The sequence below is a fragment of the Hyphomonas pacifica genome, from assembly GCF_000682675.1.
Lineage (GTDB): Bacteria > Pseudomonadota > Alphaproteobacteria > Caulobacterales > Hyphomonadaceae > Hyphomonas > Hyphomonas pacifica.
Window position 1 is genome coordinate 1 of sequence record NZ_AWFA01000013.1, and the last position, 14,972, is coordinate 14,972.

The 14,972-nt window shown below is 62.2% G+C and carries 15 protein-coding genes; 8 read left to right on the forward strand and 7 right to left on the reverse strand.

Annotated features, from left to right (window positions below):
- Positions 1-86: 86 nt before the first annotated feature.
- The gene (locus tag HY2_RS05855; protein WP_034825658.1) at positions 87-371 is read right to left on the reverse strand and encodes a hypothetical protein; all 285 of its coding nucleotides are present in this window, start codon (positions 369-371) and stop codon (positions 87-89) included.
- A 109-nt stretch (positions 372-480) separates the two neighbouring features.
- On the opposite strand from HY2_RS05855, the gene HY2_RS05860 reads away from it, so the two are divergent.
- Complete coding sequence (locus HY2_RS05860; RefSeq protein WP_034825660.1) at positions 481-1,629, forward strand: alpha-hydroxy acid oxidase; 1,149 nt, start codon at positions 481-483, stop codon at positions 1,627-1,629.
- On the opposite strand, the gene HY2_RS05865 is transcribed toward HY2_RS05860, so the two are convergent.
- The 5 genes from HY2_RS05865 to HY2_RS05885 are packed head-to-tail and all read right to left on the reverse strand — an operon-like array spanning position 1,626 to position 6,601.
- Positions 1,626-3,035 carry an FAD-binding oxidoreductase gene (locus tag HY2_RS05865; RefSeq protein WP_034825662.1) on the reverse strand — a complete coding sequence of 470 codons (1,410 nt, stop codon included), beginning with the start codon at positions 3,033-3,035 and terminating at the stop codon, positions 1,626-1,628. The two genes, HY2_RS05860 and HY2_RS05865, sit on opposite strands and share 4 nt — an antisense overlap.
- Positions 3,032-3,694 carry an FMN-binding negative transcriptional regulator gene (locus tag HY2_RS05870; RefSeq protein ID WP_051594774.1) on the reverse strand — a complete coding sequence of 221 codons (663 nt, stop codon included), beginning with the start codon at positions 3,692-3,694 and terminating at the stop codon, positions 3,032-3,034. The genes HY2_RS05865 and HY2_RS05870 overlap by 4 nt, the downstream gene beginning before the upstream one ends.
- Positions 3,660-4,598 carry an L-threonylcarbamoyladenylate synthase gene (locus HY2_RS05875; RefSeq protein ID WP_034825664.1) on the reverse strand — a complete coding sequence of 313 codons (939 nt, stop codon included), beginning with the start codon at positions 4,596-4,598 and terminating at the stop codon, positions 3,660-3,662. The genes HY2_RS05870 and HY2_RS05875 overlap by 35 nt, the downstream gene beginning before the upstream one ends.
- 49 nt (positions 4,599-4,647) lie before the next feature.
- Positions 4,648-5,838 (reverse strand): cytochrome b/b6 domain-containing protein, encoded by a 1,191-nt coding sequence (locus tag HY2_RS05880; RefSeq protein WP_034825666.1) that lies wholly within the window; start codon positions 5,836-5,838, stop codon positions 4,648-4,650.
- A 16-nt stretch (positions 5,839-5,854) separates the two neighbouring features.
- Complete coding sequence (locus HY2_RS05885; protein ID WP_034825668.1) at positions 5,855-6,601, reverse strand: YceI family protein; 747 nt, start codon at positions 6,599-6,601, stop codon at positions 5,855-5,857.
- 124 nt (positions 6,602-6,725) lie between these two features.
- Here HY2_RS05885 and HY2_RS05890 point away from each other — a divergent pair, with 124 nt between their 5' ends.
- A complete protein-coding gene (locus HY2_RS05890) occupies positions 6,726-8,498 on the forward strand; it encodes an acyl-CoA dehydrogenase (RefSeq protein ID WP_034825670.1) in 1,773 nt (590 codons plus the stop codon).
- Between the two features lie 3 nt (positions 8,499-8,501).
- On the opposite strand, the gene HY2_RS05895 is transcribed toward HY2_RS05890, so the two are convergent.
- Complete coding sequence (locus HY2_RS05895) at positions 8,502-9,677, reverse strand: MFS transporter (RefSeq protein WP_034825672.1); 1,176 nt, start codon at positions 9,675-9,677, stop codon at positions 8,502-8,504.
- A 164-nt stretch (positions 9,678-9,841) separates the two neighbouring features.
- On the opposite strand from HY2_RS05895, the gene HY2_RS05900 reads away from it, so the two are divergent.
- The 6 genes from HY2_RS05900 (at position 9,842) to HY2_RS05925 (ending at position 14,914) form a co-directional block, all read left to right on the forward strand.
- A complete protein-coding gene (locus HY2_RS05900; protein WP_034825674.1) occupies positions 9,842-10,381 on the forward strand; it encodes a DUF3833 family protein in 540 nt (179 codons plus the stop codon).
- Positions 10,382-10,541: 160 nt separating this feature from the next.
- Positions 10,542-11,606, forward strand: a complete 1,065-nt coding sequence (locus HY2_RS05905; protein WP_081814956.1) for a pseudouridine synthase — start codon at positions 10,542-10,544, stop codon at positions 11,604-11,606.
- On the forward strand, positions 11,603-12,097 hold the full coding sequence (locus HY2_RS05910; RefSeq protein WP_034825676.1) for a gluconokinase: 495 nt from the start codon (positions 11,603-11,605) through the stop codon (positions 12,095-12,097). Before HY2_RS05905 ends, HY2_RS05910 begins: the two co-directional genes overlap by 4 nt.
- Before the next feature lie 48 nt (positions 12,098-12,145).
- Entirely contained in the window at positions 12,146-13,210 is a 1,065-nt protein-coding gene (locus HY2_RS05915; protein ID WP_034825678.1) for an MBL fold metallo-hydrolase, read from the forward strand.
- Positions 13,211-13,328: 118 nt separating this feature from the next.
- On the forward strand, positions 13,329-14,183 hold the full coding sequence (lepB, locus tag HY2_RS05920; protein WP_064773880.1) for a signal peptidase I: 855 nt from the start codon (positions 13,329-13,331) through the stop codon (positions 14,181-14,183).
- Between the two features lie 128 nt (positions 14,184-14,311).
- A complete protein-coding gene (locus HY2_RS05925; protein WP_233346740.1) occupies positions 14,312-14,914 on the forward strand; it encodes a histidine phosphatase family protein in 603 nt (200 codons plus the stop codon).
- The last annotated feature ends 58 nt before the right edge of the window (positions 14,915-14,972 follow it).

Genomic DNA, 14,972 nt, shown 5'->3' on the forward strand with positions numbered 1-14,972 from the left:
AGTCATCCTTCAATTTCGCTCAGGATGAGCTAATTTCTTGGGGCGATGGAGCGCTCATGCTGAGCGAAGTCGAAGGATGTGCGGGCCTATTCCATGATGGAATAGATTTCCGGTGTGCAGGTGCCTTCGGTGATGAGGTCTCGTTTGACGGTGAGCGTTTCGCCCACGGCTGGCGTGGTTTCCAGTTCGCTCAGCGACATGCGGAATTCGCCATCCGGGCCGTCGAAGGTGATGCCCGCGTCATCCACTGCCTTGACGGTCACATCGAAGACGGTGCTGTCATAGCTGCAAGGGCCGCCAACGACAGGGCCGCGCGGGTCGCAGGCCACGAGGGGAATGAGCAGGCCAAGGGCCAGAAGTGAAATGCGCATGATGTGTCCTCCCACATGGTTCAGGGGAGAAGCTATCCCCGTTCGGTCTTTTCGCAAAGCAGCAAGACTTCTGATTGCGTGACTGCCGAATTGTGCCTAGTCTTGATCCATGAGCCGGGTCAGGAATGCCATAAACATCAGCGACTTGCGGGCAGCGGCCAAGCGCCGTCTGCCGCGCATGGTGTTCGATTATATCGACGGCGGGTCGGAGGATGAATACACGCTGCGTGGCTCGGTCGAGCGGTTTGCCGATTATGGCTGGCAGTGGAACTCTCTGGTCGATTCCTCGCAGATTGATACAAGCTGCACCGTGTTCGGACAGACGGTTGCCCAGCCCTTCTTTATTTCTCCGACAGCGGCCTCGCGCCTGTTCCATCCCAGGAAGGGCGAGCTGGCCGTGGCGGCGGCGGCGCAGAAGGCGGGCATTGCCTATAGCGTCTCGACGCTGGGCAGCCAGACGCTGGAAGACATTGCCGGTGTTGCGCCGGACGTGCCGAAATTCATTCAGCTCTATGTCTGGAAGGATCGCGGGATCGTTCGCGATTTCATGGCTCGCGCCAAGGAAGCCGGCTATACCGGCTGTATCCTGACGGTGGATGCCACGGTGGCGGGCCAGCGCGAACGCGACCCGCGCAACGGTTTTTCCGTGCCACCGAAGATCAACCGCAAAACCGCGACGCAAGCGCTGGCCAAGCCCGGCTATCTGCTGGACATGCTGACCTCATCCAAGATCGGGCCGGCCAATTTCGAGCAGGTCGATACGGGCGGGCGCGATGTGATGGGCGTGATCAATGAGCTGTTCGACCCAACGATGAGCTGGAAGGATCTCGATTGGTTCATCAATGAATGGGGCGGGCCATTTGCCGTCAAAGGCCTCAGCACGGCAGAGGATGCACGGCGCACAGTGGACAGCGGCGCCAGCACGGTGTGGGTCTCGAACCATGGCGGGCGGCAGATTGATACGTCCGTGCCCGTCATAGACCTGTTGCCGGAAATCCGCGAGGCGGTTGGCGCAGGCGTGGAGATCATCGCCGATGGCGGTGTGCGCCGGGGCGCGCATGTGCTGAAGCTGATCGCGCGCGGGGCCAACAGCGTTGCACTGGGCCGGGCCTATCTGTTCGGACTGGCCGCCGGCGGCGAGGCGGGTGTGACGCGCGCGCTGGACATATTGGCGGCGGACGTCCGGCGCGGGCTTGCCTTGCTGGGTGTCAATCGCGTGTCGGATCTGGACGGTCGGCTGCTGCGCCAGTTGCGCTAGGTGCTGATCACGCGCTGGGGGTTCATGATATTGTTTGGATCAATCGCGCGCTTGATGGCGCGCATGGTATCTGTTGCGGCCTTAGGACGGATGCGTTCCAGCTCATCCCGCTTCAGGCGGCCGACGCCATGTTCGGCGCTGATGGAGCCGTCAAAGGCCATCACCTGATCATAGATGATGCGGAAGACCGCCGATTGCTGACCGGCGAGGACATGCTCGCGCGCATCGGCTGGTTCGCAGACGGAGTAATGGAGGTTCCCGTCGCCGACATGGCCGAAGATGACGAATTCCGCGCTGGGGATCAGGCCTTTGATGGCGGCATTGCAGCTGTCGATAAAGTCCGGAATGCGGCTGACGGGTACGGAGATGTCCTGGTTCAGGGCGGTGCCATAGCCGCGCTTGGAGAGCGGAATGGTCTCGCGGATGTGCCAGAAGCTGTCTGCTTGGGCGACGCTTTCGGCGATAACGGCATCCTTGACCAGCTCTGCCTCATAGGCCGCGCCGAGCGCCTCTTCCAGCACCTCGCGGGCATGTTCGGCGCGCGACATGGAGACTTCGATCAGGACGCGCCAGGGCAGATCTGACGGCAGGGGATCGCGCGTATCCGGAACATCTGCCTGCACCATGGCGACGGCATTGGCGGGGATGATCTCGAAACTGGTGACGGTGTCGCCCGCATGATCGCGCACGAGGGCGAGCAGGGTGACGACATCTCCGGCGCTCTCGCAGGTGACCCAGGCGCTGGCACGCTGGACCTTCGGGAACAGTTTTAGGGTTGCGGCGGTGATGATGCCGAGTGTGCCCTCGGCGCCCGCGAAAAGGTGTTTCAGGTCGTAGCCGGTATTGTTCTTGCGCAGGCCGGAGAGGCCGTTCCAGATCTCTCCCGTCGGCAGCACGACTTCGAGGCCGAGGATCAGATCGCGCATCATGCCATAGCGCAGCACGGCGACGCCGCCGGCATTGGTGGAGATAAGCCCGCCAATCGTGGCGGTACCTTCCGAGCCGAGCGAGAGCGGGAAGAGGCGTTTCGCATCATCAGCGGCCTGCTGGGCCGTGACGAGTGGCGCGCCGGCCTCGATCACCAGGGAATTGTTGAAGGCATCGACCGAGCGGATGGCCGTCATGCGCTGCATAGAAATACAGATCTCGCCATGCGGGGTGCCTGCATCGACGAGGCCGGTATTCCCCCCCTGGGGCGTGATGGCGACGCCGTGCTGGTTGCACAGTTTGACGAGGGCGGCGGTCTGCTCCGTCGTTTCCGGTCTGGCGAGAAAAGGTGTTTCGCCCTGATAGGTGCCGCGCCAGGGGGAGGCGACCTTGGCGAGGTCTTCCGGATCTTCGCTCCACCCTTTCGGGCCGAGAATGTCTTTGGCGGCGGAGAGGAAATCTTGGCTGAGCTGGGTCATGGTTTCAATTTATGCATTTCGTCGGCAATTGCGAGGCCGAGCGGATCGGCCTGTTCGTTCAGGGCGGAGATTACGCCAGCGCGGGCGGCTTCGGGTTTGTTCTGATTCAGCTTGCGGATGCCTTCAAAGCGCGTGGGCGTCAGCTGGAAGCCGGTGATGGCAGTGAGCATGCGGGTGAACTTTGCGGGGTCCATCTTGTCCCGTGTCCAGGCGGGCTTTGGGGCAAGTTTGCCCTCGTACACGGCGGAAAGATCGTCCAGCAGCCGGGGGGTGGCGTCAGCGGTGAGTGGCGTTACCGGGCCTTCGGCCTCAACAGAGATATAGTTCCAGGTGCCGACCTGATCGGGCTGGCCGTACCAGTCCGGCGAGACATAGGCGTGCGGGCCGGTGAAGACGACAAGCGTTTGGCCTGTCTGTTTCAGCGCCTCGGTTGCCGGGTTGGCATTGGCAAGGTGGAAGCGGAGGTGAATGTCAGCACCAGCTTCATCCAGCAGGACAGGCGCATGCGCGGCGATCGGGCGATTGTTCAGACTGCTGATGATAAGCGCGAAGGCATTCTGCCGTGCAGTTTCCAGCAGCAGTGCCCGGTCATGCTCATGGAAGACGCGGGAAGGGTGCATGGCGTCAGTCCCGATGGGCCGCGCGGGCGAGACGGTCATTAATCGCTTCACCGAGGCCTTCATTCGGGATGGGGGCAACGGCGATCCGGTCAAACCGCGCATCAAGGGCGCGCAGCATGGCGAAGAGTTTTGTGGCGGCCTCCGCGAGATCTCCATTCGGGGAGAGGTTGAGGCCGGTATGGACGCTTGAGCCGAAGCCGAGCCAGGCTTCGCCCTCTTGCGGAGCCTCGGCATTGAGACGCAGGGCCGCGTCTGGGGCGTAATGGCTTTTCAGCTGGCCGGGGGCGACGATGGAGTCATCCGTATGCAGCGCGAGGCGACCGCCGACGGCTGCGTTGAGGGCCGCAGTTTCGATGCCGCCCGTGCGCAGCAGGGTGGGTGTCTCCCCTGCAAACGAGACGATGGAGGATTCGATGCCGGTGGCGCAGGGGCCGCCATCAATGATCAGGTCGATCCGGTCTCCCAGATCTTCCATCACATGCTGGGCGCGGGTGGGGCTGACATGGCCGGAACGGTTGGCGGACGGCGCGACGACGGGCTGGCCGAAGGCGGCGATCAGGCCCTGGGCCGCAGGGTGGCGCGGATAGCGGATGCCGATTGTGTCCAGGCCTGCGCGGGCGAGATCACACACACTGCCAGTGGCGGCGCGAGGCAGGACCAGCGTCAGCGGACCTGGCCAGAAATGGCGCGCGACGGTTTCAGCCTCTTCCGACAGCACGGCTTCCTGCTTTGCCATGTCCATGGCGGCAACATGGGCGATCAGCGGATTGAAATGCGGACGGCCCTTTGCCTCATACAGGCGGGCGACGGCGTCCGGATTGGAGGCATCACAGGCGAGGCCATAGACAGTCTCGGTCGGCATGGCGACGAGGCCGCCCTCGCGGAGGATTTCCGCGGCGAGGGCCAGCGTCTGGGGCAGCACGGGGACAATCTGCGCAGTCATGAGCCCGGGCTTACCACCAGTAGGCACGACCCGGAAGGCGCGCGCCTCACTATTTGCGGGTCGCTGTGCCGGTCACGGTGACGGTGATATCCTGGCCAACCCAGCTGCCGGAGGGGTCTGAGGACTGGCCAAGGTCCAGCGCCTTGCGGTTCAGCACGGCAGAGCCATCCAGGGTCGCGGTGTCGCCGTCGATCTGTAGCGTGAAATTCAGCGGCACGGTTTGCGTGATAGATTTGATGCTGATCTCTGCGTCCGCGACATAGCCATCAGCCGTTTCGCGGAAATTGGTCAGGTGGATATTGGCGTCCGGATGCGCGTTCGTGTCGAACCATTCGGCGCCCTTGAGACTGTCATTGTAGAGCTTCTTGCCTGCATCTGCAGACGCGGTGCGCACGGTGACGCGCACGTCTGAGTTGGCGAGATCGTCCGGATAGAAGGCGACATCGGCGGTCCAGTCATCAAAGGTGCCGGTGAATTCCTTCTTGTCATAAATGCCGGTGAAGCGGATTTCGGAAGTGTCGTAGTTCACGTCCCAGTTTGACTGGATGCCTGTTTCGGCGAGGGTCGGTTCAGAGCTTTGCGCGGTTGAGCCGCCCGAGCCCATCAGCGGGATGGCCGCGATGGCGCCAAACAGAATGATGGCAGAGCCGAAGGCGACAGGATAGCCGCGGGCCGGGCGCCAGGGCCCGTCTGTCTTGCCAAGAAGGCCGGGAACCATACGTTTGACGACGCCTTTCTCGGCACCGATTTCATGCTTCACCGCGCCTGCAACGTGCAGGCCCAGAAGGACGATCAGCACCCATGCGCCTTTCGAGTGGATATTCTCGATAATCACGTGGGCGATGTCGGAATGCAGGAAGCCCGGTACAGGAAGGTGCGGCCAGCTGATCGTGCCGTACAGCACGGTCGGCACCTTGAACTTCGAGGTCGATACCAGGAGCCAGCCTGCCAGCGGCAGAATCACCATCAGCCAGTAGAACGCCATATGCACCAGATGCGAGGCCAGCTTTTCGCGGGGCGGCATGTCATCGGGCAGCGGTGGCGGCGGATTGCGCCATCTCCACAGGATACGCACGGCTGTCAGAAACAGGATCGTGATGCCGATTGATTTGTGCAACTGGAAGCGCACTTCATTGTCATCCATGTTCCAGCCGAGCCAGATCATGAACAAAAGAAGGGCCGCCATCACCCAGTGAAGGATGATGGCGACGATGGTGTATCTTGAAGATTCTGCCTGCATGGCGAGTCAGATACCCTTATTCGGAGGCTGCGTCAGCCAGTTCGAACTCGGTTTCGATCACAATTTCGATATCATCACCGAGATTCGGCACCATGATGTCGAGGCCATAGTCGGAGCGCTTGAACGACCCCGTGGCGGAGAAGCCGATTTTCGGCGTATCGGGCGCCCAGGGGAAGGTGGTCGTGCCGTTATAGGTGACGTCCAGCGTGACCGGCTTGGTAACGCCCCGGAAGGTCAGGTCGCCGGTGACGGTGCCGGTGTTCGGGCCGGTGGTTGTCACGTCGGTGGACTTGAACGTGATGGTCGGGAATTCGCCAGCATTGAAATAGTCTTCGCTCTGGCTGATTTCCTGATCGAACGAGTCGTAGGGCGAATCGGGGTGGCCGGCCTTGAAGTCTGCCGGATAGTCGGTCTCGACGGACGTTGGGTCGATGGTCACGTCCAGGGAGGTGGCGGAGGCGTCATCGGGGTTGAAAACCAGCGTGCCGTCGACCGAATTGAGACGGGCCGTGTAGTTGGACAGGCCGAAATGGTTCACCTTCCAGATCAGGGAGGTGTGGGTCGGGTCCATCTTGTAGGTGCCAGCCGGTCCCATTTCCGGGGCTTCAGCGGTTTCTCCGGCCGGGGCAGCCGTCGGTTCAGCCGTTGTGGTGGCCGGGGCTTCCTGGGTTGTGGTTTCCTGGGATTGTGCCGGAGCAGTGGTTTCGGCTGCACCGCAGGCCGCAAGGGCCAGTACGGATGCGGAAAGCAGAATGTTGCGCATAAAAATCGTCTCCTGAAGGGTGTGGTATTGCGTCTGGGGTGATTATAGGGCGCAGTTGGCGACATGCCAGTGGCACGCTAAGGGCTAGCGTGGATATGACTTATGTGGATTCTGGGAGAAATAGATGGCCTATAATGCCCCGCTCGATGATATGGCGTTTGCGCTTCAGTCCGTTGCCGGGCTGCCCAAACTGCAGGGACTTGAGGCTTTCGAGAATTATGACCCGGACCTGATCACCCCGATTCTGGATGAGGCGAACAAGCTGGCGCGGGATGTTCTGGCGCCGCTGAACCAGCCTGGCGATGCACATGGCGCAGTGCTGACGGATGAGGGCGTGAAGGCCGCCCCTGGCTTTGCCGAGGCCTATGCCCAGTTCCGCGATGGTGGCTGGATGGGGCTGTCCGCGCCCGAGGAATGGGGCGGGCAGGGGCTGCCGAAAGCCCTGGCGCTGGCCGTGATGGAGATGTTCCATTCCGCAAACATGGCGTTCGGCCTGTGTCCGATGCTGAGCTTCGGTGCGATTGAAGCGCTGCTGGCGCACGGCACGGATGCGCAGAAACAGACCTATCTGCCCAATCTGGTCTCCGGCACCTGGACCGGCACGATGAATCTGACAGAGCCGCAGGCGGGCTCCGATGTTGGCGCGCTTAAGACAAAGGCTGTGCCACAGGAAGACGGCAGCTATGCCATCAGCGGGCAGAAGATCTACATCACCTGGGGTGATCATGACGTTGCCGAGAATATCATACACCTCGTGCTGGCGCGCCTGCCGGATGCCCCTGCGGGCTCTCGCGGTGTGTCGCTATTCCTGGTGCCGAAATTCTTGGTCAAGGAAGATGGCAGTTTGGGCGAGCGCAATGGCGTTAAATGTATCGGCCTTGAGAAGAAGATGGGCATTCATGCCTCCCCGACCTGCGTGATGGAATATGAAGACGCAACGGGCTGGCTGATTGGTCAGGAGAACAAGGGCCTGGCCTGCATGTTCACGATGATGAACTCGGCCCGCCTTAATGTCGGCCTGGAAGGTGTCGCCGTGGGCGAAGCGGCCTATCAGGCGGCATTCGACTATGCGCAGGAACGCAAACAGGGCAAGGCGCAGGGCGTCGATGGCCCGGCCCCGATCCTGCATCATGCCGATGTGCGCCGTACACTGACGACGATGCGCGCCCGCGTCGCAGCGGCCCGGGCGATCTGCTATGCCTGCGGTGTGGCAGCAGACCTTGCCGAAGCTGCGCCGGATGAGAGCACACGCGCATCGGCCAAGTTGCGCGAAGACCTGCTGACGCCGATTGCCAAGGCCTGGTCTACCGATATGGGCGTCGATGTGGCGAGCCTGGGCGTGCAGATCCATGGCGGCATGGGTTTCATGAACGAGACGCTGGCTGCGCAGCTCTATCGCGACGCGCGGATTGCACCGATTTATGAAGGCACGAACGGCATTCAGGCGATTGATCTGGTTGGCCGCAAACTGTCCGGCACGAATGGCGAGTCCATGCGCGTGATGCTGGGAGAGGTTGAGGCCACGGCGGCGAGCGCGCGGGCGACGAATGATCCGCAGCTGGTTCAGATTGCTGACCGCCTGAGAGAAGGCGCCGAGGCACTTCGTCAGGCCACGGACTGGATGCTGGAGGCCATGAAACAGCGCGACCAGGACAAGGCACTGGCCGGGGCGACAGCCTATCTGGCACTGGCCGGAGATGTCATCGGCGGTCACTTCCTGACGCAGGCGGCGGTCTCTGCACGCGGCGAGGAGGGCGGCTTCCGCGCACGTCAGCTGGCGCTGGCAGGCTTTTTTGCCGAGACCGTACTGGCCACCGCGCCGGGCCGCGTTTCCGGCATCACGCAGGGTGGCGACAGCTTCCTCGACAATAGCGAAGCGCTGTTCGGGATTGCCTAGGTCTTACAACTCAAGCTTTGGCAGGGCGATCAGGCACAGTACGGACGCGCAGGAGGCGGCTGAGGCCATGCCGGCCAGCGGTGCCATGCCGAGCGTGACAAAGGGGGAGGCGATGGCGGTGCCAGCGGCTGTTGTTGTCAGGATGGCGACAAGCACTAGAGCCGCCCCGCGGGCATCGTCTCCGCGGGCAGCCACCACGGCGCGGTAAAAGCCGGGAGGCCCGCGAAGGCCGAGACCCAGATTGACCGGAATGAACAGGAGGGCGAGCGCCAGTGGCTCTGCCCCGCCGGTCAGTGCGTAGACGAGGATGCTGACCAGCCCGCCGGCGGAGATCAGCGAGCCGAGCAGGATCATGCGCTCCTGCCCGAAGCGCTCGGCGAGCTTTCCGGCAAGGTTCGATCCGACGATGAACAGGGTGATACCGGTGACTTGCATGATGATAAAGTCGCTGAGCTCTCCATCGAGGCCCTTGGTGATCATGGCAGGTGCGCCGAACACGAAGATCAGCAGGCCGCCCAGCGTCAAGGCCTGGCTGAGGCAGTAGCGCAGATAGACCGGGTTCATCATGTGGCGCACATAGCTGCCCGCGCTGCGGGTGGAGGGCGGCACAGGCATGCGGTGGCGCAGCGCGGCGATCAGCATGGCGACGAGCAGGCTGAGGACGCCAATTACCAGAAACGAGCTTTTCCAGCCAAAGGCGACCAGCAGCCACACGCCGGCAATCGGGGCGAGGGCTGGCACCAGCGATTCCACACTGCCCATGAAGCCGAGGGCACCGACGGCCTTCTGCTGGCTGAACATGACGCGGATCATGCCCGGCGCGAAAACGGCGGCGGCGGATCCTGTCAGGCCCTGCAGGAAGCGCAGGCCGACCAGAACAGGCAGGTTGGGCGCGGCCATGCAGGCCAGCGAAATCAGTGCATAGGCGATGAGAGAGACGATCAGCAGGATGCGCTGGTCCAGATGCGCGCCCAACTCTCCAAAGCCGAGCAAGCCGACACAGGTGCCCATCACGAAAGCCGCCAGAACGAACTGCGCGAGCGCCTGGGATCCGCCGAGCGTTTCCGGCAGGTCCGGCACGGCGGGCAGCACCAGATCCGTTCCGGCAATGCCCAGCGTCGTGCCGAGAATCAGCAGCGCAAAGGCCAGCAAGGGCGCGGAGGATTTTGTCTCGCTCATGGGGCAGGCAGGTCCAGTCTCTGAAGGGCCGGGCTTATGAGGGAATCGCCGGGCAATGCCGACCATATGTTATGACCATAGGGTAACACGGACATGACGTGGCCACAGCGAGCCCCCAAAAGCGCTGAACGGATCCGATGACTGCGATGTCTCGTAGAAGAGGCATGAAAAAGCAACTTCCCGCCTTCGCCGCCCTCGCTCTCATCACGGCCTGCGCGACCCGGCCGCCTGTGCCGGACGATGCGGGAGGCAAGACCTTTGTCATCGAACGCGATCTGGCCGGCGCCCATGTGGCGCGCGGAGAGTTCAAGTCGATCACCGGCGTGCACCGCGTCTTCACGGCGCAGCTGACCGGCAGCTGGGACGGTGAGATGTTCACCCTGGTCGAGGACTTCGCCTATGATGATGGCGAAACGGACCAGAAAACCTGGAAGCTCGAGCGCGTCGCGCCGGGCGAATACACCGGCACACGCGAAGACGTGGTCGGCACGGCGCGCGGCTATCAGGATGGGCGCGCCTTCCGTCTGGAATATGATGTCCGGTTGCCGTCCAAAGATGGCAAGGGACGTAAGGTCCGCTTCCGGGATGTGCTGGTCAATGATGGCAGCGGAAACGTGCTGAACACGGCGACCGTCGGCTGGTTCGGTTTCCGTGTTGGATCGGTCTGGCTGGTGATGGAACCGGTGCAGCAAGATATGGAATAGGCCCGCTGAGCAGACACCTATAGCAAAAAGCAGCGTCCCGTGGGAGGTGGCCTAACCTGTTCTGATTGCCTGGCGAAAGGCCGAAACACTGATCCATATGTTGCGACGACAGGGTCACGCAGATATGACGGTGCCAATTGTGCAGGAGGCGCGTACGCCCATGAGCTGGACCAAGACATATACCGGCGCGGAAGCTCTCCGGATCAACAAATGGCTCGCGGAAGAGGGTGTTTGCTCTCGCCGCGAGGCCGACGCCCTGATCCTGAAGGGCCTGGTCAAGGTTGACGACGAGACGGCGGTGGCTGGTCAGAAGATCATGGCCGGGCAGACGCTGACCATGGCAGGCAAGGCCGGGCGGCAGCTGGACAATCAGATTTCCCTAATCTTTCACAAGCCGGTGGGCATCGTGTCCGGCACGCCGGAAGAGGGCGAAATCCCTGCCGTGCGCCTGATCACGCGCGACAGCCTGTCCGGCAAGGCACGCGCCATTCCGGGCCGCTACAACAAGCTGGCACCGCTGGGCCGGCTCGACAAGGATTCGCGCGGCCTGCTGATCATGTCAGAGGATGGCGTGCTGGCGAAGGCCGTGATCGGCCCTGAGAGCGAGTTGGACAAGGAATATATCGTCAAGGTGAAGGGCGATGTGACGCCCGAGAAGCTGGCGAAACTGCGCCACGGGCTGGAACTGGACGGGCGCCAGCTGAAGCCCGCCATTGTGGAACAGCTGAAGCCGCAGGAACTGAAATTCATCCTGCGGGAAGGGCGCAACCGTCAGATCCGCCGGATGTGCCAGCTGGTCGATTTGCGCGTGGTGGATCTGATGCGTACGCGCATCGGGCCGCTGGAACTGGCCGGACTGCCGGAAGGCAAATGGCGTCCGATTGGCGGACGGGAACGTGCGGCTCTGCTGAAGGGCGATGCGCCCCGGCCCCGTACGCCGCGTCCGGATGAGGACCGGCCAGATCGCGAGCGGCCTGATCGGGGACGGCCTGAGCGTTCCGAGCGCCGCGATGGCCCGCCCAGAGGCGACCGCCCCGCGCGGGGTGAGCGGCCAAGCGGCCCGCGTTCAGGCAAGCCAGGGGGCAAACCGGGTGGCAAGTTCGGTGGCAAGCCGGACCGTTCAGAGCGCTCAGACGGTAAGCCCGACAATACAGTCTCCCCGCTGAAAGGCGAAAAGTTCAAGCGCACCAAGCTGGGCCCGCGCAAGCGGACGCCGATCAAGTGAGAGAGCTGATCATCATCATGGGCGTCGCCGGCAGCGGAAAGACGTCCATAGCGTCCGCGTTGGCGAGGCAGATGGGTTGGCCTTTCATTGAGGCTGATGAGCATCACTCCATCGCCAACAAGACAAAGATGGCCGCCGGCACGCCATTGACCGATGAGGACCGGGCGAGCTGGGTCGACAGCATGTGTGCGGCGTCTTCTGCCATGCCGGAGCCTCGAATCGTGCTGGCCTGCTCGGCGCTGACCCCCTTTGTGCAGGCCGGGCTGAGAGAGGGCAGCGGTCGCCGCAGCAGATTTGTGATGCTGGACGTTCCGAAAGCGGAACTCGCCCGACGGATTGCGGCGCGGGCCGACCATTTCATGCCGGTTAGCCTGCTGGACAGCCAGCTGGAGGCACTGTCAGTGCCGGAGGATGCCCTGCGCATTGCCGCTGACAGAAAGCCGGAAGACATCCTCGCGGACATCGTGTCAGCCCTGGAGGCCGAAGCCTGACCTTGCGGTACGGCTCGACGGCGTCATGGATGCCAGTATCATTCTGCAATGGATGGATTTGAAACTGCCCCGCCGAAGCGGCCCAGGCTGGACTACCCCTTCGGGCGGACCGAGCCGGAAATCGGCAAGAGCGTGCAGATTGCAGAGCGTATCGAATGGGTGGCCATGCCGCTCAATTTCTCTCTTAAATTCATCAATAACTGGCTGATTGATGATGGCGACGGGTGGACGATTGTCGATACTGGTATTGCCTATGACGAGACGCGGGAGGCGTGGCGCAATCTGCTGGCTGAGCGCGTAACGCCGGACAAGCCGCTGAAGCGTGTGATCGTTACGCACATGCACCCCGATCATGTTGGAACGGCAGGCTGGCTGTGCCACAAATACGGGGCCGAGCTGTGGATGACGCGGCTGGAATACACAACCTGCCGGATGCTGGTGGCCGATACGGGTCGCGAGGCGCCGGAGGTGGGTGTCGACTTTTATCGCCGGGCTGGATGGTCCAACGCGCAGCTGGAGACCTACAAGGAACGCTTCGGCAATTTCGGTCGGGGCGTGACGCGTATTCCCGAATCCTTCTTCCGGCTTTCGGATGGCGACACGTTCGAGATGGGCGGAAAAAGCTGGGAAGTGATCACCGGGAGTGGTCATTCGCCGGAACATGCCTGTCTTTACTGCGCTGAGCTGAATATCGTCATTTCGGGCGACCAGCTGTTGCCGCGCATTTCCTCCAATGTCTCCGTCCACCCGACCGAGCCGAAGGCCGACCCGCTGGATGACTGGATCCAAAGCTGTGAGAAACTGAAGCGCCGCCTGCCGGAAGACGTGCTGGTTCTGCCCGCGCATAATGAGCCGTTCCGGGGCGCCCATCACAGGCTGCAGCATCTGATCGACGGCCATTTTGTGACGCTGGAGCGGCTGAAGGACAAGCTGGCGCGCGGGCCGATGAAAGTGACGGATACGTTCACCACCATGTTCGCCCGGGCGATTGGGGATGATGTGATCCATATGGCTACGGGCGAGGCGTTGGCGCACCTGAATTACCTGATCCACCGCGGGGATGTGCGGGTCAGACAGGACGAGCATGGCGCGGACCTCTACAACCTGGCCTGACCTGTCTTATGTGGCCTTTGCGAGGCTTTTACAGCATACGGGCAGTTTACACCTTCGCAATCATGGCACCTATCGTCTAAACAGGTCGCACGTTGCGACGACGAGAGACGAGGTTCCGATGACATCAGATGGCAGCACCGCCACGCAGGACGAGGCGGAAAAAGACCTGACTCTCGGCAGTAAACTGAAGCGCGAATTGCGGGAATGGGCGATGACCCTGGCCGTTTTCGTACCGGCCTTCATGCTGTTTACAGGCCTGGCCTATGAGCAGCGGGTGATTCCCTCTGAAAGTATGGTGCCGACGCTGCAGGTGACAGACCGTGTGGCTGTGACCAAGTTTGCCTATGGTTATGACCGCTATTCGCTGCCCTTCTCGCTGGGCCGTTTCATCCCGCTGCCGGCCGGCCGGATCTTTGCCCGGATGCCGAAACGTGGCGATGTCATTGTGTTCGAACACCCGCATACGGGCCGCGTCATGATCAAGCGTCTGATTGGCCTGCCGGGCGATACGGTGCAGATGATCGGCGAGCAGCTGTATCTGAATGGCGAACCTGTCGAGAGCGAACTGGTGCGCAAGGTGCGCTACACGCCGCACGGGACAAACATCCTGCGCACAGCCTTTGAGTGGCATGAAACGATAGGCGACAAGAGCTGGGCCACCTATCGCGGCAACAAAGGCGACTGGGGCGACAATACGGATCTGTTCGTTGTGCCTGATGGCTATGTCTTCATGATGGGCGACAATCGCGACAATTCTCTCGACAGCCGATTCCCAAGCGGGCACTGCCCGGCGGAGAATGGCGTCATCGACCGGGCCGGATGTCCGCTGCGCGTGCCTGCGGAAGAGGCATCCATCGGTTTTGTACCGCTGGATCACCTGATCGGACGGGCAGATACGGTGCTGATGAGCTTCTATTCCTGCAAGCTGCAGGATGATGAGAAATGTGCAAAGCGGGTCTGGAAAGGCCTCTGAGCGCTGCTTCAGCCCACAAGCGGGCGCATGTCTGAGTTGAAAGGTACCTTGCCGTGCCGGGGCAACCCCGTTAGGGCAATTCCTTTAGTGTTACGCGCGGGTCTCCGCAGGAACGAGTATACGATTTAATGGCGATGCCAGACCCGACATCGACAGACCGGAAACGCGGACCCATAATTGTGTCTCGTCATGGCCGCCCGGCCCTGGACCGGACAGCTGGGCCGCGCCTGAACTGGCGCGAGTATCGTGACTGGTGGGATCGCTATGAAGCTGGTGCCCTGGCCGAAGGGCAGGTTGCCCCGGAAGAGCTGAAAAAGGCTGTCGCAGACGCAGACCTTGTCTTTGCCTCTGCGCGCCTGAGAGCGCAGCAGACGGCTGCGCGCGCTGCGCCGCACATGCAGGCGGAATATGACGCGGTGTTCAATGAAGCGCCATTGCCGCCACCGCTGCTGCCGGGGGTGCGTTACCTGCCGAAGACATGGAACATTCTGGCCCGTGCGGCTTGGCTGAACGGCCATGCGCTGGACGGGGAAAGCGTGAAGGCCGCTCGCCAGCGGGCCGCAGAGGCTGCGCAGAAACTGCATGATGCTTCAGAGGATACGAAAGTCTATCTGGCAGCTCATGGCTGGTTCAACCGCATGCTGAGACCGGAACTTAAGAAGCTTGGCTGGAAATGCGCCTATGATGGCGGAGACAGCTATTGGAGCTTTCGGGTTTACGAATATCGGTGAAACCCGCCTTCAAATGGTTGTGGAGCCCAGACCGGGGCTCTAGTGTCATCTGAAATTC

Excerpts from the sequence above, each read along its gene's own strand:
- HY2_RS05855 (WP_034825658.1), bottom strand. The coding sequence starts at position 371 with ATGCGCATTTCACTTCTGGCCCTTGGCCTGCTCATTCCCCTCGTGGCC.
- HY2_RS05860 (WP_034825660.1), top strand. The coding sequence starts at position 481 with ATGAGCCGGGTCAGGAATGCCATAAACATCAGCGACTTGCGGGCAGCG.
- HY2_RS05865 (WP_034825662.1), bottom strand. The coding sequence starts at position 3,035 with ATGACCCAGCTCAGCCAAGATTTCCTCTCCGCCGCCAAAGACATTCTC.
- HY2_RS05870 (WP_051594774.1), bottom strand. The coding sequence starts at position 3,694 with ATGACCGTCTCGCCCGCGCGGCCCATCGGGACTGACGCCATGCACCCT.
- HY2_RS05875 (WP_034825664.1), bottom strand. The coding sequence starts at position 4,598 with ATGACTGCGCAGATTGTCCCCGTGCTGCCCCAGACGCTGGCCCTCGCC.
- HY2_RS05880 (WP_034825666.1), bottom strand. The coding sequence starts at position 5,838 with ATGCAGGCAGAATCTTCAAGATACACCATCGTCGCCATCATCCTTCAC.
- HY2_RS05885 (WP_034825668.1), bottom strand. The coding sequence starts at position 6,601 with ATGCGCAACATTCTGCTTTCCGCATCCGTACTGGCCCTTGCGGCCTGC.
- HY2_RS05890 (WP_034825670.1), top strand. The coding sequence starts at position 6,726 with ATGGCCTATAATGCCCCGCTCGATGATATGGCGTTTGCGCTTCAGTCC.
- HY2_RS05895 (WP_034825672.1), bottom strand. The coding sequence starts at position 9,677 with ATGAGCGAGACAAAATCCTCCGCGCCCTTGCTGGCCTTTGCGCTGCTG.
- HY2_RS05900 (WP_034825674.1), top strand. The coding sequence starts at position 9,842 with ATGAAAAAGCAACTTCCCGCCTTCGCCGCCCTCGCTCTCATCACGGCC.
- HY2_RS05905 (WP_081814956.1), top strand. The coding sequence starts at position 10,542 with ATGAGCTGGACCAAGACATATACCGGCGCGGAAGCTCTCCGGATCAAC.
- HY2_RS05915 (WP_034825678.1), top strand. The coding sequence starts at position 12,146 with ATGGATGGATTTGAAACTGCCCCGCCGAAGCGGCCCAGGCTGGACTAC.
- lepB (WP_064773880.1), top strand. The coding sequence starts at position 13,329 with ATGACATCAGATGGCAGCACCGCCACGCAGGACGAGGCGGAAAAAGAC.
- HY2_RS05925 (WP_233346740.1), top strand. The coding sequence starts at position 14,312 with ATGGCGATGCCAGACCCGACATCGACAGACCGGAAACGCGGACCCATA.